14 protein-coding genes are annotated in these 14,577 nt (G+C 62.7%); 5 read left to right on the forward strand and 9 right to left on the reverse strand.

What is annotated here, in order from left to right; all coding sequences use genetic code 11:
* Positions 1-11: 11 nt before the first annotated feature.
* The 9 genes from AC1RKH_RS04220 to AC1RKH_RS04260 all read right to left on the reverse strand — a co-directional run bounded on the left by AC1RKH_RS04220 (position 12) and on the right by AC1RKH_RS04260 (position 9,279).
* Positions 12-1,178, reverse strand: coding sequence for an acyl-CoA dehydrogenase family protein (locus AC1RKH_RS04220; RefSeq protein WP_493061243.1), 1,167 nt, complete (start codon positions 1,176-1,178; stop codon positions 12-14).
* A 10-nt stretch (positions 1,179-1,188) separates the two neighbouring features.
* Positions 1,189-1,944 (reverse strand): enoyl-CoA hydratase family protein, encoded by a 756-nt coding sequence (locus tag AC1RKH_RS04225; RefSeq protein ID WP_493061244.1) that lies wholly within the window; start codon positions 1,942-1,944, stop codon positions 1,189-1,191.
* A gap of 11 nt (positions 1,945-1,955) precedes the next feature.
* A complete protein-coding gene (locus AC1RKH_RS04230; protein WP_493061245.1) occupies positions 1,956-3,023 on the reverse strand; it encodes an NAD(P)H-dependent flavin oxidoreductase in 1,068 nt (355 codons plus the stop codon).
* A gap of 2 nt (positions 3,024-3,025) precedes the next feature.
* Entirely contained in the window at positions 3,026-3,898 is an 873-nt protein-coding gene (locus tag AC1RKH_RS04235; RefSeq protein WP_493061246.1) for an enoyl-CoA hydratase, read from the reverse strand.
* Between the two features lie 35 nt (positions 3,899-3,933).
* Positions 3,934-4,722: a CoA-transferase subunit beta gene (locus tag AC1RKH_RS04240; protein WP_493061247.1), complete on the reverse strand. Its 789-nt coding sequence runs from the start codon at positions 4,720-4,722 to the stop codon at positions 3,934-3,936.
* 12 nt (positions 4,723-4,734) lie between these two features.
* Complete coding sequence (locus AC1RKH_RS04245; RefSeq protein ID WP_493061248.1) at positions 4,735-5,616, reverse strand: CoA transferase subunit A; 882 nt, start codon at positions 5,614-5,616, stop codon at positions 4,735-4,737.
* 11 nt (positions 5,617-5,627) lie between these two features.
* Positions 5,628-6,527 (reverse strand): VOC family protein, encoded by a 900-nt coding sequence (locus AC1RKH_RS04250; RefSeq protein ID WP_493061249.1) that lies wholly within the window; start codon positions 6,525-6,527, stop codon positions 5,628-5,630.
* Positions 6,528-6,852: 325 nt separating this feature from the next.
* Positions 6,853-7,974 carry an LLM class flavin-dependent oxidoreductase gene (locus AC1RKH_RS04255; protein ID WP_493061250.1) on the reverse strand — a complete coding sequence of 374 codons (1,122 nt, stop codon included), beginning with the start codon at positions 7,972-7,974 and terminating at the stop codon, positions 6,853-6,855.
* A gap of 120 nt (positions 7,975-8,094) precedes the next feature.
* Entirely contained in the window at positions 8,095-9,279 is a 1,185-nt protein-coding gene (locus AC1RKH_RS04260; protein ID WP_493061384.1) for an acyl-CoA dehydrogenase family protein, read from the reverse strand.
* Between the two features lie 333 nt (positions 9,280-9,612).
* Between AC1RKH_RS04260 and AC1RKH_RS04265 the strand changes: the two genes are divergently transcribed.
* The 5 genes from AC1RKH_RS04265 (at position 9,613) to AC1RKH_RS04285 (ending at position 14,520) form a co-directional block, all read left to right on the forward strand.
* Positions 9,613-10,128, forward strand: a complete 516-nt coding sequence (locus AC1RKH_RS04265) for a flavin reductase family protein (protein ID WP_493061251.1) — start codon at positions 9,613-9,615, stop codon at positions 10,126-10,128.
* A gap of 10 nt (positions 10,129-10,138) precedes the next feature.
* Positions 10,139-11,809 carry an FAD-binding protein gene (locus AC1RKH_RS04270; RefSeq protein ID WP_493061252.1) on the forward strand — a complete coding sequence of 557 codons (1,671 nt, stop codon included), beginning with the start codon at positions 10,139-10,141 and terminating at the stop codon, positions 11,807-11,809.
* Entirely contained in the window at positions 11,797-12,552 is a 756-nt protein-coding gene (locus tag AC1RKH_RS04275) for a glucose 1-dehydrogenase (protein WP_493061253.1), read from the forward strand. Before AC1RKH_RS04270 ends, AC1RKH_RS04275 begins: the two co-directional genes overlap by 13 nt.
* A gap of 12 nt (positions 12,553-12,564) precedes the next feature.
* Positions 12,565-13,656, forward strand: coding sequence for a 2Fe-2S iron-sulfur cluster-binding protein (locus AC1RKH_RS04280; protein WP_493061254.1), 1,092 nt, complete (start codon positions 12,565-12,567; stop codon positions 13,654-13,656).
* A gap of 117 nt (positions 13,657-13,773) precedes the next feature.
* Positions 13,774-14,520, forward strand: coding sequence for an SDR family NAD(P)-dependent oxidoreductase (locus tag AC1RKH_RS04285; protein WP_493061255.1), 747 nt, complete (start codon positions 13,774-13,776; stop codon positions 14,518-14,520).
* Positions 14,521-14,577 lie beyond the last annotated feature (57 nt).

The following is a 14,577-nucleotide window of genomic DNA, read 5'->3' on the forward strand; positions in this document are numbered from 1 at the left end:
GGTGTTTTTCCTCAGGCCCGCGGCATGCCGAGCATGCGTTCGGCAATGATATTGCGCTGGATCTCGTTGGTGCCGGCGTAGATCGGCCCGGCCTGGGCAAACAGGAAACCGTCGAGCCAATGGCCGACGTCACCCGCCGCCGGCGCTTCGGGCAGCAACTCGCCGCGCAGGCCAAGAATGCTCATCGCAGTGTCGTGCATGCGTTGGTCGAGCTCGGACCAGAAGATCTTGTTGGTCGAGGATTCCGGGCCGATCTTGCCGCCCTGCCCCAACTGCGACGCGGTCATGTAGGTGTTCAAGGTGTAGGCCTCGGCGTCGAGCCAGGCGCGCATCACTGCCTCACCGATGGCCGGATCACGGTCCGCTGATTCGCGGTTGGCCTGGTACAGCTGCACCAGACGCCGAGCGGTTTCCTGAAAACGCGCCGGCGAGCGCAGCAGCAAACCGCGCTCGAAGCCGGCGGTGGACATCGCCACATGCCAACCCATGCCCTCGCCGCCCAAGGCGTTCTGCGCCGGCACCTTGACGTCGTCGAAGAAGATCTCGGCAAACCCCGGCAAACCGTTAAGTTGCGGGATCGGCCGCACGGTGATGCCCGGCGCATCCAGCGGCAGCAGAACGAAGGTCAGGCCTTGATGACGCTGGGAGTTGGGGTCGGTACGGAAAATCCCGAACGCCCAATCCGCCCACACGGCCCGGGTCGACCAGGTTTTCTGGCCATTGATCACGTAATCGTCGCCGACCCGCTCGGCCCGCGAACGGATCGCCGCCATGTCGGAACCGGCGCCGGGCTCGGACCAGGCCTGAGCCCAAATGTCTTCGCCAGTCGCCATGCGCGGCAGAAAGCGGGCTTTCTGTTCCTCGGTGCCGTACTCCATCAGGGTCGGGCCGAGCAGGAAGATCCCGTTCTGGTTGACCCGCGCCGGAGCGTTGGCACGGTAATACTCTTCTTCGAAAATCAGCCACTCGATCAGGTCGCAACCGCGTCCGCCGAGTTCGGTCGGCCAGGTGACCATGCCCCAACGACCGTCGTTGAGTCTGGCCTCCCAGGCGCGATGCTCGGCAAAGCCCTGCTCGGTGTCGAAGGACGCCAGCGGCTCGCTGGGTACGTTGGCGGCCAGCCAGGCCCGCGCCTCTAAGCGCAGGGCCTGTTGGGCCGGGGTATAAGTCAGGTCCATTGGAATGCCTTCAGCCGTTGAAGTGGGCAGCGCGTTTCTCGACGAACGAGTCCCGGGCTTCCTGAGAGTCGAGCGAGCGATAGGCTTCGAGGGTCAAGCCTTGCTCGCGGCGGTATTTGTCTTCGAGGTTGCCGTCTTCGATGCCGTTCAAGGCTTCCTTGGCCAGAGCGATCATGCCCGGGCTTTTCGAGGCAATACTACGAGCGATCTGCAACGCCGCCTCACGCAGCTCTTCGCGCTTGACCACCCGCTCCACCGCGCCGAGGCGCCAGGCGTCGGCGGCGTCGATCATCTCGCCGGTGAAATACATGTGACGGACCTTCTGTACCGGGAACAGCCGCTGCAAATGCGCGCCGCCGCCCATCGCGCCTCGGTCGACTTCCGGCACGCCAAACCGCGCGCATTCGGACGCCACCAAAATGTCGGCCGCGCCACAGATACCGATGCCGCCGCCCAGGACGAAACCGTGCACCGCGACAATCACCGGTTTCGGATTGCGGTGAATGGCCTTGAAGGTGTCGTAGTTGCCTTTGTTCACCGCGACGATCAGGTTGCTGTCGGCGGCCAGTTCCTTGATGTCCACGCCGGCGCAGAAACCCCGGCCTTCGGCGCGGATCACGATCACCCGCACCGAGCTATCTGTGCCCAGGCGCACGATTTCGCTGGCGATATCGGCCCAGCCCTGACAGTTGAAGGCGTTGACCGGAGGCTGGTCGAACACCAACTCGGCGATGCCGTTATCGATACTCACGCTAAATGCTTTCATCGGTTGTTCCTTCACGAGACGCGGCGGCACAGCTCGCCCAGACGCGCTTGCGCGTCGCGGACGATCTGCTCAATCAGTTCAGCGCAGCTGGGCAAGCTGTCGATGCTTGCGGCAATCTGCCCGGCCGGCAGCACGCCCTCGGCGGGGCGGCCATCGACCATGGCTTTCTGGATCACCATCGGTGCGTTGGCGGCCATCAGGCTTTGCGCGGCGGTCAGCTCGCCGCTGCCGCGCATCTTCAGCGCGCTGCCCAACAGTTGCATCAGGCTCAGACCGCTGTGGCGCCGGTACGCCAAGCCACTCTGGAACGCCAGCAACAAACGCCGGAACGCACCGCTGGCTTCCAGTTGGTCAAGCAGTTCGTTGCGGATCATTCGCTGCGGCATGCCGTCGATGGCGCGGCTGATGATGATCGCCGCCGGGTCGGTGACCGCCAGGTAGCGGGCCAGGGTCGCCGCCGGCACCGGGCTCTCGGCGCACATCAAAAAACGCGTGCCCATGGCGATGCCTTCGGCGCCGTAAGCCAGGGCCGAGATCAGTCCGTGACCGTCCTTGAAGCCCCCCGCCGCAACCACCGGCACCGACACCGCCCGCACCACTTGATCCAGCAGCAGCGAGGTCGGCACCACGCCTGTGTGACCACCGCCCTCGCCGCCCTGCACGGTCACCGCGTCGGCGCCCATTTCCACGGCTTTTTGTGCGTGCTTGAGGGCGCCAACCGTAGGGATGCACACCACTCCGGCGTCCTTCAAACGGCCGATCATCTGCTTGCCGGGCGAACGGCTGTAACTCACCGCCCGCACCTTGTGCTTGAGTACCAGCTCGACGATCTCGGCCGCGTTGGCCTGGTACATGTGAAAATTCACCCCGAACGGCTGCGCGGTCAGGCGTCGGGTTTCGAGGATGGCCGCCTCCATGCGCTGCGGCTCGATGGTCGCCCCGGCGAGAAAACCGAAGCCGCCGGCATTGCCGGTGGCCGCCACCAGTTTCGGATCGGCGACCCAGCCCATGGCGGTCTGGATAATCGGGTAACGGCAACCGAGCAGCTCGGTCAGGCGCGTGTTCAGAGAGACCGCCATGCTCAGGCTCCGTCAGTCGTGCGTTGGGAGCTGGCCATGGCTTTGGCGTCGTAGCCGCCGAGCCGATCACCGGACACCAGTTCATTGTGCGCATGGGCGAAGTGATGCAGACCGAACACCATGTCCATGGTTGCGCGCTTGCCCATCAGGTCTTCGGCGTTATTCACCGCCTGCTTGCTCAGTTGCAGGCCCAAACGTGGCATCTGCGCGATACGCCCGGCGATCTCCAGCGTGTCCTGTTCCAGGGTTTCACGCGGCACCACGCGGTTGAGCATGCCCATCTGATAAGCACGCGCCGCCGGCATGCGCTCGCCGAGGAACAGAAACTCCTTGGCAATACGCGGGTTCAGTTCATGCACATGGGCGAAGTACTCGACCCCGGGAATGCCCATGCGCACCACCGGGTCAGCGAAATACGAATCCTCGCTGGCGACGATCAGGTCGCAGACCCAGGCCAGCATCAGCCCACCGGCAACGCACGCGCCCTGGACCATGGCGATGGTCGGTTTGGGCATCTCGCGCCAACGCCGGCACATGCCCAGATAAACCTCCTGCTCGCGGGCATAGAGAAACTCGCCACCCGGTTTGTTGGTGTGGTCGTACCACAGGCTGGCGCGGTCGAACGTCTGGTGCACGTCGCGTCCCGGCGTGCCGATGTCATGCCCGGCGGAGAAATGCTTGCCGGCACCGCACAGCACGATGACCTTCACTTCATCGTCGTCACAGGCCCGGCGAAACGCTGCGTCCAGCGCGTAGGTCATGTGCGAGTTCTGCGCGTTGTGGTACTCGGGGCGGTTCATGGTGACCAAGGCCACTGCACCGCGCACCTCGTAAAGCACCACGCAGGCGGAGTTATTGTCGTTATGTTCAGCCATCACTTTTCTCCGAAACGCGACTGTTTGCGCGATGCTCAGCGCTGGCCGGGCGGGTTGTCTTTGAGTTGACTGGCGCGCAGGTTGTGCGGGTCGAGTCGCTGGATCAGCTGCAACTGCTCAAGGGTCGGTGCGGCCGTGACCGGACACTGCGCTGGCGCGTGTAAGGCAAATCCGGTGTTGTCCTGAACCTCGGCCAGGGTCACGCCGGGGTGCAGCGAGCGAACCCGCACCTGATGGTCAGGGCCCTGGAAATCCAGCACGCAGAGGTCGGTGACGATCAGCCGGATATCGATCTCGTCCAGCGACCAGCCGCGTGCCAGACGCGCCGGGTTGTAGCCGACCGAGGCGACCATATCGACCTCGCCTTCGACGAACACCCGGCGGTTATGGCTGGGCACGCAAAAGGAGTTGGCGTGGCTGATGGAGTTGCCGGGGAAACCGCGCACACCGAGCATCTGCGCCTTGGGTTTGGCGTAGTCACCGATTGCTGAAATATTCGCCTGACCGAAACGGTCGATCTGGGTAGGGCCGACCAGCGCATGACGCTTGCCGCCCCAGACGTTGTCGAAAATTCGCGAAAAACCCATCCAGCTGTCGCGCTTGGGCTGGTAGCCGTTGCGCGCGCCCAGCGGCACCGGTTCGGCGACCATGTAGGCTTCAGAGTCGGTCATCAGTAGCTGCGGGTTGCTGCTGAGCATGGCCAAGGACGCGGCCAGACGCGGGATCACACCGATGCCGGTGGCCAACACCTCGCCGTCCTCGCGCCAGGCTTCGGAGGCCGCGCAGATCATCAGTTCGGCGAGGCTGTAAGTCGTAGTGCTCATCGGAAGGCTCCCTTAGAAAATCGGCAACGGCAGTTGGCGGATTGCAGCCAGGCCGCCGACCTTGTCCAGGTACTGTTCGTGGCTGCACTCGACATAATCCCGAACATAGGCCTGCCAGCCATCGGCAGCCTGGACCGAAGCGTTATAGGTTTTGAAGTGCGGCACATCGAAGCCATACAGCGGCGCGCAAGACGATGGGTGCGCCCCGCCCGGCACGTGGGCCACGCCGGTGGTCAGGTTGCGTTCCCAGAACACCTGGTGGGCGTGGTTGGCGTCGCTGTGGAAGTACTCGCTGTCGACCAACTCGTCACAGGTCACGTAGCTGCGCGCCGCCGCGCGGACGAACAGGTCGTCCATGTAGTGATCGGGACCACTGATCTGGCACACGCCACGGGCATCGGCGCGATCGACGTGCAGCAGCGCCGCATCGAGCTTGAGCGCCGGCATCGCCACCCAGTCCTTGCCATCGGCATAGGGTGAAGCAATCAGTTTGATCTGCGGGTTATGGCGCAGCACATCGGTGCCCAGACCTACCGCCGTCGGAATGAACGGTATATTCATCGCTGCCGCACGCAGGCCCAGCACCATCATGCCTTCATCAATTTCCATGATTTCCAGCGCGGCTTCCTGACGGGCCTTGCGGAAGTATGGTTCCAACGGGATGAAGTCGAGGGACACAAAAGCGAACACCAGTTTCTTGATCTTGCCGGCCGCGCAAAGCATGCCGACGTCCGCGCCGCCATAGGCGACCACGGTCAGGTCCTTGAGGTCCGAGCGCAGGATCTCGCGGATCAGCGCCATCGGCTTGCGCCGTGGCCCCCAGCCGCCAATACCAAGGGTCATGCCATCGCGCAGTTCAGCGACGATTTGCGCGGTGGTCATTCGTTTATCCATGGTTATCGTCCTCATTGCCGGCCCACGCTGAAGTCATGGCCCCAGTGGCTGACCACGGTGCTTTCGAACGGCGTGTGCCGATCCCAATTCACCACCAGCCCATCGCAGCCGTATTCCAGGTCAAAACCCGACGGCGTCTTGATGTAGAACGAAATCATCTGGTCGTTGGTGTGTTGGCCGAGGGTGGCCGAGAGCTTCACGCCGTTGGCATGCACCCGGTCCAGCGCCCTGCCCACTTCATCGAGGGCATTGACCTCGACCATCATGTGCACACAGCCGTGGGGCATCGGGCACTCGAAAATCGCCAGCGAGTGGTGACGACCGTTGTTGCAGTGCAGGAAATGAATGGCCTTTTCAGGCTCGGCAGGGTCCGGCGTAAACCGTACCTTCATCAGGTCCGAGAGGCCGAAACCCATCACCTGTTCGTAGAAGTCCCGGCAACGGGCGAAGCTCGGCGCGGGTAGCACGACGTGGCCCATGCCCAGTTCGTTGGTGACAAAACCCTTGACCCCGACCGGGGAAACAAAACGGGCGAAGTCCTGCAGCGGCCCCCAGAACAGCTCGTGACGGTTGCCGTCCGGATCACTGAAGCGCGCCAGCTCTTGAACCTTGCGCACACTGGCCTCGGCCGCAGTGCCGCGCTCGACCTGAACATCAGCCTCTTGCAGCTCAAGGATTGCCTGCTCAAACGCGACCTTGCCAGCGACTTCCCAGCCACAGGAGCCAAAGCCGTCTTCAGGGCTTTTCTGCACCAGCAGGCGGTAGTGGCGGTCGTCCATTTTCAGGTACAGACGCTGATCGTCATCGCTGCCCGTCGAGACCATCATGCCCAGCACCTGGCTTGCGTAATGACGCCACTGCGCCAGGTCGCGCGACAACAGGGTGACGTAACCCAGACCACGGATATCCATGGATGCACTCCTCGTTATAACCAGCCCGAGCCACCCCGCAGGGAGGCCTTATGGATAACGATTTAAACGGCTTGCGGCGGCGCCAACATCGTCCAATGGGACTAGCGCAGCGGGTTGCGTGAACAATAAAAAACGGGCCGTGAAGGCCCGTTTTCTTTGCGGAACACCGTAGCCCCTGTAGCAGCTGGCGAAGCCTGCGTTCGGCTGCGAAGCAGTCGTAAAATCAGGCGGCGTGTTCTTTCAGGCATACCGTGTATGCCGGATTTGCGAGGACTTCGTCCTCGAACGCAGCCTCGCGGGCTCGGCAGCTGCTACAGGTCAGCCCTTAGGCCTTGCGAAAATGCGGAATCACCTTCTCGCCAATATTGCGCAACGTCTCCAGTTGCGCCCATTGCGGAACGGTGCCCATCTGGCAGATGAAGAGGATTTCGTCGGCGCCGGCGTCGATCAGCCGTTGCACGTAGCCGATGCAGTCCTCCACCGTGCCGTAGGCGTGGTTGGGGTTCATCATCGCCATGGTCGGGTCGGAAAAGTCGACGCTGACTTCTTCCGAGGCGAAGCGCGACTTGATCACGCTCTGGCCATTGCCATCGACGAAGGTGTCGTCTTTCCACTTCTCCGGGTCCGGACGCTCACCGCCACCGTACCAGTAACCCAGCGACTCCATGAAGTAACGCTGACCGCGAATACCGATGCGGCGTGCCTCTTCGTTGTTTTCCAGAACGATTGCCGGGCACAGGGCCGCGATGTGCCGATTCGGGCGGAAACCCACCTGCTTCTTCAGGTCACGGTTGTCCCACGCCTCGTGGTACACCTCGACTTTCTTGGCGATTTCTTCCGGGCCACCGAAGCCCAGCACCAGCGCGCCCATGCCGCGGCCGCCAGCATTTTTCAGCGACTCGGTGTTGGTGCACGCCAAGTACATCGGCGGGTGTGGGTCTTGATACGGCTTGGGATGGATCGGGCGTTTCGGGATCTGCACGAAGTCGCCGTGGTGCTCGATCTCGTCCTGTACGAAGATTTTCGGAATCAGGTACATCATTTCGTCGATCTGCGGTTGCAGGGTCGCCAGGTCGTAGCCGAAGGTACCGGCCTCTTGCTGGGTGCCGCCCTTGCCCACGCCAAAGTGCACACGGCCCTTGGACAGCAGGTCGAGGGTGGCAATGCGCTCGGCGACCTTCACCGGGTGGTTCATTGCCGGTGGCAGGCAGACCACACCGTGGCCGATGCCGATGCGTTCGGTTTTACCGGCGACGAAGGCCAGCACGGTTTCCGGCGCCGACATGTGCGAGTAGTTGCTCAGCGCGGTGTGCTCGACGCACCAGAAGGTGTCGAAGCCAAGCTTGTCGGCAAGCACCGCCTGCTCGACGGTGTCCTCGAAAATCCGCCGGTCGCCCTCACGGCTGGAGTCCACTGTCTGGGCTTCGTAAATCAATGAGAATTTCATGCTGGATCCTTGTTGTTATGGAATGCGCGATCGGCGCCAGGAGCCGCGCCTTGCAGTGCATGCTCGGTCAAAGCCCGGGCGTTCGAATCACGCAAACGGACTAGCTAAAGTCGGTGGTATTCAGAGAAAGAAATCGTTGCTGTCCTGGCCCATGCTCACGCCGCCGAGGTTCCAGGCGTACTTGGCCGGGTTGTTGGCCACGTGAGCGCGCCCGGTATGGATGTCGCGGAACGCCCGGTTGATCGCATGACTGCGGAAGATCGTCGAGGCGCCGCTGTTGAACATCAGGTCGGCCACTGCTTTCGCGCATTTATCGGCCACCAGCGCCGAGTCGTAACGCATCTTCACTCGCTCGGGCATGCTCAATGGTTCACTGTTCTGCGCACGTTCCAACATCAAGGCAAAGTTGCGCAGCAGCACGGTCTTGCACTCGTCGACGCAGACCATGGCATTGGCCAGCGCGCTCTGGGCCGCCGGGTCCTGGACCATCTTGCGCCCGTCGTTGACCCCGACCCTTGCGCGGTTATGGGCGACGAACTGATCCACCGCGCCCTGCAAGGCACCGATCGCCGAGGACGACACTGCACGCACGAAGATCTGCCCGAACGGCAAGCGAAACAGCGGCGCAGTGTTGACTGAGTTACCCGGACTGTTTTGCATGAAACCGTCGAAGGCACGGTGGGTTCGGTACTCGGGAACAAAGGCGTTTTCCACCAGAATGTCGTGGGAACCGGTAGCCTCCAGGCCCATGACATTCCAGTTGTCGAGAATCTGATAGTCGCTGCGCGGCACCAGAAAGGTTCGGTAATCCGGCGCGCCGCCGGGCTCTTGTGGCGGTACCAGGGCGCCGAGGAACGCCCAGTCGCAATGCTTGCTGCCCGAAGAGAAGCCCCAACGACCGCTCAGTTTGAAGCCGCCCTCGACCACTTCAACCTTGCCCACCGGCATATAGGAAGAGGAAATCAGCACGCTGGAGTCGTTGCCCCAGACGTCTTGCGCGGCGCGGTCGTCGAACAGCGCCAGTTGCCAGTTGTGGATCGCCACCACCCCCAGCACCCAGGCCGACGACATGCAGCCTTCGGCAAGGGTCATTTGCACTTCAAAAAAGTCCTTGGGTTCCAGCTCATAGCCGCCCCAGCGCGCAGGCTGAAGAATGCGGAAGAAACCGGCCTCATGGAAATCGCTCAGGGTTTCAGCCGACAACAGGCCCTGCTGCGCGGCGTGCGGTGCGCGTTCGCGCAATACCGGTACCAACTCGCTGGCTCGTTGACGCAAACGCAGGCGTTGCAGATCGTGGTTGAGCATCAGGTTGTTCTCCTTGGGAACCCCGTCCGCCGGGGCGCGCGTACAGCGGCTCATTCAAACAACCCTTAAAGTTGCGGACATCCCTCAAACGGACCATGTGCCTGACACGGTGCTAATGACCAACGCAAAACCTGTGGGAGCGAGCTTGCTCGCGAAGAGGCCAGAACATCCAGCATTGATGTTGTCTGACACGCCACCATCGCGAGCAAGCTCGCTCCCACAGGGACTGAGGTGATTGATTGTCCTGCGACGACTAGTCCCCTCGGACGATGTTGCGGCCCGGCCACATTGCAAGAATTCATCGCACTCCATGCACTACGAGAGGGCTGTGCGATGAATGATGTCAATCTGAAAGCCGATATGCTCCAGGCCATGCGCCGCCTGGCCAAGTCCGTCACGATTATCAGCACCAGCAATGGCGCCGAGCGCTTTGCCATGGCCGCCACGGCGGTGGATTCGCTGAGCACCGAGCCGCCGTCGCTGCTGATCTGCGTGAACAAGACCGCCTCGCCCCACGCCGCTCTGGCAACTGGCGCGGGTTTTTGCGTGAACATTCTGGGTGTGGAACAACAGGAACTGGCGCACCTGTGCAGCGGCGCAATCAAGGGTGAAGCGCGGTTTGGCAGCGGCAACTGGCTGACCAGCGCCGAGGGCATTCCGTACCTGGGCGACGCTCAGTCGGCGATTCTTTGCCGGCAGGACGGGCACTTCAGCTACGGCACCCACACCGTGTTCATCGGCCGCATCGTGCAAATTCACACCAGCGCCACAATCACTCCGCTGGTTTACCTCGACGGTAGCTACACCACCACCGCCAAACCGACCCCTTCCCTCGCCGCCGCTGGTTGAGGCCGCAACCATGGACGCTTTGACGCCATTGCGGGTGAGCAGCGCCGAGCAACTGCGCTGGGACGATAGCTGCGATTTGCTGGTAGTCGGTTTCGGCGGTGCCGGGGCCAGCGCGGCCATTGAAGCAGCCAGCCGTGGTTTGAAGGTGTTGGCCGTGGATCGCTTCGCCGGCGGTGGCGCCACGGCACTGAGTGGCGGCGTGGTCTATGCCGGGGGCGGCACGCCGTACCAGCAACAGGCCGGTTACGCCGACAGTAGCGAGGCGATGTTCAACTACCTGCGCCAGGAAGTCGGTGAAGCGGTCAGCCTCCAGACCTTGCGTGATTTCTGCGAGCGCAGTGTCGAGCAACTGGCCTGGCTGGAGCGTCAGGGCGCACGCTTTGAAGCCAGTGTCCCGCCGCATAAAACCTCGTACCCGAGCGACCGGTTCTACCTTTATTACTCCGGCAACGAAGCCCTGCCGAACTATGCCGTACACGCCGCACCGGCTCCGCGCGGGCATCGCTGCAAAGGCGCGGGCATGTCCGGCGCCAGCCTGTTCGCCGCGCTGAAAAACAGTGCTTTAACCAACGGTGTACGCCTGCACAGTCAATGCGAAGTCCGCCGTCTGGTGCTCGATGGCAACGATCAAGTGATCGGCGTCGAAGCCTGGCAACTGCCGCCCGAGAGCCGCGCCGCTCGCCAACATGCACGACTGAGCCGTTGGACCAGTGCGATTCATATGTACGCGCCGGCCCTGGCGGACAAACTGCGCGCTCGACAGCGACGTATCGAACAACACAGCGCCGAGCGCCGATTGATCCGCGCCAGCCACGGTGTACTGTTGAGCAGCGGCGGTTTCATTTTCAACCGTGCATTGGTCGCTCGGCATGCGCCGCAGTACCTGGCCGGTTTGCCGCTGGGCGCCACCGGTTGCGACGGCAGCGGTATCGCCCTCGGCCAGAGTGCGGGCGGTTGCGTCACGCGAATGGAAAAGATCAGCGCCTGGCGCTTCATCAATCCGCCACTGGCCTGGGCGCGTGGCTTGATCGTCAACGGTCGCGGCCAGCGCTACGCCAACGAAGAGCAATACGGCGCGACCCTCGGCCATGCGATGGTCGAGGAACAAGACGGCCGGGCGATTCTGATTCTGAACCGCGCACTGGTGCGTGAGGCGCTGCGTCAGGTCGGCCCGGGCAAGGTCTGGCAATTCCAGCGCCTGCCGGTGCTGCTCAACCTGTTATTCAACGCAAAACGCAGCAACAGCCTGGCCGGATTGGCCAAGCGCTGCGATCTGCCGCCCGAGTTGCTGCGCCAAAGTGTCGAGCGTTACACCCGTGCCGCACACGGCGAAATCGCCGATGAATTTGGCAAATCGGCGGCGATGCTCGCCTCCCTCGAGCACGGCCCGTGGTACGCCCTCGACCTGTCCTTCGACAGCAAACTGTTCCCCTGCCCGGTGATCACCCTCGGCGGGCTGAAAGTCTGCGAGCAGAGCGGCCAGGTCCTCGATCATCAAGGCACAGCGATTCGCGGCCTCTACAGCGCCGGACGCAACGCCGTGGGCGTTGCCTCCAACCTGTATGTCTCGGGCCTGTCGCTGGCCGACTGCATTTATTCCGGACGCAGGGCCGCATCCCATGCGTCCGGGCACGCCGACGTTCAACCCTTACGATCAGGAGAATCACCATGCAACGTGTAGAAGGCAAAGTCTGCATCGTCACCGGCGCCGCCAGCGGCATCGGTCGCGAAGACGCCCTGCTGCTGGCCAGTCAAGGCGCCAAGGTAGTGCTCACCGACCTCAACGATGAAGCCGGACGCCAGGTCGCCGCCGGAATCGGCAGCAACGCGCTGTTCATCCGTCACGACATTGCCAGTGAAAGCGATTGGCAGCGCGTGATCAAAACCACCGTCGAACACTTCGGCCGTCTTGACGTGCTGGTGAACAACGCGGCGATCCTGGCCTTGGGCAGCATCGAGGACACCACCCTGGAGCTGTGGCAGAAGGTGCAGAAAATCAACGGCGAGGGCTACTTCCTCGGCTGCAAGTACGCCATCGCGGCCATGAAAGAAACCGGTGGCGGCTCGATCATCAACATGTCGTCGGTGGCCGCGCTCGGCGCCATGCCGATGTTCTGCGCCTACTCCGCCTCCAAGGGCGCAGTGGCGGCGATGACCCGTTCGATTGCCTTGCACTGCAAGCAACAGGGCTACCGCATCCGTTGCAACAGCGTGCACCCGGATGCCGTCAACACGCCGATGACTCAGGCCCTGACTGGCGGCCAGGCAATCCCTCAGGAAACCCTCGATCAGGATCCGATGAACCGCATGTGTGCGCCGCTGGATATCGCCAACGTGGTGCTGTTCCTGGCCAGCGACGAGTCGCGTTTCGTCAATGGTGCCGAGATCCGCGTCGACAACGCCCAATTGATCAGCGGGATCTGAGCCGAGGTGAACATGGGCACGCAACAGCTGAACCTGAACCCGGCCGAACCGACGCTCACCGGCAGCTATCACTTGCAGGTAAGCGCGGTGATCGACGAAACCTTTGATGCCCGCTCACTGGTGTTTGAAGTGCCGCCGGCGTTGCGCGAGCGCTTTCGCTACAAGCCAGGCCAGTTCTTGAGCTTTCGCGTGCCGTACGCCGGCAAGCTGTTGACCCGTTGCTATTCCATGGCCAGCTCGCCGCTATGCGACGCGCTGCCCAAGGTCACGGTGAAACGGGTCGATGGTGGCCGGGTGTCGAACTGGATGAACGAGGTACAGGTCGGCGACTGGCTGGAAGTATTGCCGCCTGCCGGGCACTTTTGCCTGAGTCCGCAGCACGAGGCGGATGAGCAACGTCCGCTGGTGTTGTTCGGCGGCGGTTCGGGCATCACCCCGGTATTTTCCATTCTCAAATCGGCGCTACACAGCGGCAGTCGGCCGATCACCTTGATCTACGCCAACCGCGACGAAGCTTCGGTGATTTTCAAGGAGGAGCTGCGGCAACTGACCAAGGCTCATCCGCAGCGTCTGGAAGTGTTCCACCAGTTGGATTCGGTGCAGGGTTTTCTCACCGATGCCCAGGTGCGGCAACTGGTTCGCCATCGCCGCGCAGGCGAGTATTTCATCTGCGGGCCGGGGCCGTTCATGGACACCGTCGAAGGCGCGTTGCTGGCCTTGGGCGAAGCGCGTGAAGCCATTTACGTCGAGCGTTTCGTCTCGCCACCCGACCCGGATCAGATCGAAGCGCTGGAGGTTCAGGCCCGGGCCGCCGCTGCCGAATCGACCTGCGAAGCGTTGATCGTCGAACTCGACGGCCAGCAACACGAAATCGCCTGCCAATCCGGCGACACCTTGCTGCAAAGCTGCAAGGCCGCCGGGCTGGACGTACCGTCGTCGTGTGAAGAGGGTTTCTGCGGCGCCTGCATGTGTGTGATCAAGGAAGGTCAGACCTTACTGGCGCGCAACGACGTGCTCAGCGAACGCGAACTCGCCGACGGCTGGACCCTGGCCTGCCAGAGCCGCCCCACCGGGGCTCGCGTGCATTTGAAGTTTCCCGATTGAGATTCACCGCGCCAATAGTCCCAACGGACGATCACTGCGCGTCGGACCGCGGTTAGACTCGGCCGCAACCTGTCGGTCCATAACAATAAAGCCCACAACAATAAAAGAGGTTCACTCATGGCTCGTTTGCAGAACAAGGTCGCGGTAGTTACCGGCGGCGCTTCGGGTATCGGTCTGGCCTGCGTGCGGCGCTTCGCTGCTGAAGGCGCGCAGGTCGTGGGGCTGGACATCGGCGCTGCGCCAGCAGACTTTCCCGGCTTGTTCATGACCCTGGACGTGCGCGACGAAGCGCAGGTCGAGCAGGTGATGAAAGAAGTCCTCAATCACTTCGGCCGCATCGACGTACTGGTGAATGCCGCAGGCGTCGCCGATCAGGGCAGCGTGACCCAGACCACCACCGCCAACTGGCAACGGGTGCTGGACATCAACCTGACCGGCAGCATGCTTACCAGCAAATACGTGTTGGGCACGATGGAGTCGCAACGCAGTGGCTCGATCATCAACATCGGTTCGATCTTCGGCCTGCAAGGCTGCGACGGCAACGTGGCATACAACGTGTCCAAGGGCGGCATCAACCAGTTGACCCGCTCGATGGCCGTCGACTACGGCTACGCCAATATCCGCGTCAATGGCCTGTGCCCCGGGCTGATCGAAACGCCGATGACCAGCATGGTCCGCGAACAGGCCGAGTTTCACGCCTACTTCGCCTCTCAGCACATGCTCAACCGCTCCGGGCAGCCGGAAGAAGTGGCGGCGGTCGCGCTGTTCCTCGCCTCGGATGACGCGTCCTTCGTCAGCGGCCAGATGATCGCCGTGGACGGTGGTTTCTCCGCTGGCCGTCGCTTCGCCCCGCCAGCCCCCTAAGTCTATGGCGGCCGGGCGCCCTGCCCGGCCGGCTCCTTTTTTTTTGAATTCATCCTC

The sequence above is a fragment of the Pseudomonas sp. GW822-FHT06B12 genome (assembly GCF_058799675.1).

Excerpts from the sequence above, each read along its gene's own strand:
- AC1RKH_RS04220 (WP_493061243.1), bottom strand. The coding sequence starts at position 1,178 with ATGGACCTGACTTATACCCCGGCCCAACAGGCCCTGCGCTTAGAGGCG.
- AC1RKH_RS04225 (WP_493061244.1), bottom strand. The coding sequence starts at position 1,944 with ATGAAAGCATTTAGCGTGAGTATCGATAACGGCATCGCCGAGTTGGTG.
- AC1RKH_RS04230 (WP_493061245.1), bottom strand. The coding sequence starts at position 3,023 with ATGGCGGTCTCTCTGAACACGCGCCTGACCGAGCTGCTCGGTTGCCGT.
- AC1RKH_RS04235 (WP_493061246.1), bottom strand. The coding sequence starts at position 3,898 with ATGGCTGAACATAACGACAATAACTCCGCCTGCGTGGTGCTTTACGAG.
- AC1RKH_RS04240 (WP_493061247.1), bottom strand. The coding sequence starts at position 4,722 with ATGAGCACTACGACTTACAGCCTCGCCGAACTGATGATCTGCGCGGCC.
- AC1RKH_RS04245 (WP_493061248.1), bottom strand. The coding sequence starts at position 5,616 with ATGGATAAACGAATGACCACCGCGCAAATCGTCGCTGAACTGCGCGAT.
- AC1RKH_RS04250 (WP_493061249.1), bottom strand. The coding sequence starts at position 6,527 with ATGGATATCCGTGGTCTGGGTTACGTCACCCTGTTGTCGCGCGACCTG.
- AC1RKH_RS04255 (WP_493061250.1), bottom strand. The coding sequence starts at position 7,974 with ATGAAATTCTCATTGATTTACGAAGCCCAGACAGTGGACTCCAGCCGT.
- AC1RKH_RS04260 (WP_493061384.1), bottom strand. The coding sequence starts at position 9,279 with ATGCTCAACCACGATCTGCAACGCCTGCGTTTGCGTCAACGAGCCAGC.
- AC1RKH_RS04265 (WP_493061251.1), top strand. The coding sequence starts at position 9,613 with ATGAATGATGTCAATCTGAAAGCCGATATGCTCCAGGCCATGCGCCGC.
- AC1RKH_RS04270 (WP_493061252.1), top strand. The coding sequence starts at position 10,139 with ATGGACGCTTTGACGCCATTGCGGGTGAGCAGCGCCGAGCAACTGCGC.
- AC1RKH_RS04275 (WP_493061253.1), top strand. The coding sequence starts at position 11,797 with ATGCAACGTGTAGAAGGCAAAGTCTGCATCGTCACCGGCGCCGCCAGC.
- AC1RKH_RS04280 (WP_493061254.1), top strand. The coding sequence starts at position 12,565 with ATGGGCACGCAACAGCTGAACCTGAACCCGGCCGAACCGACGCTCACC.
- AC1RKH_RS04285 (WP_493061255.1), top strand. The coding sequence starts at position 13,774 with ATGGCTCGTTTGCAGAACAAGGTCGCGGTAGTTACCGGCGGCGCTTCG.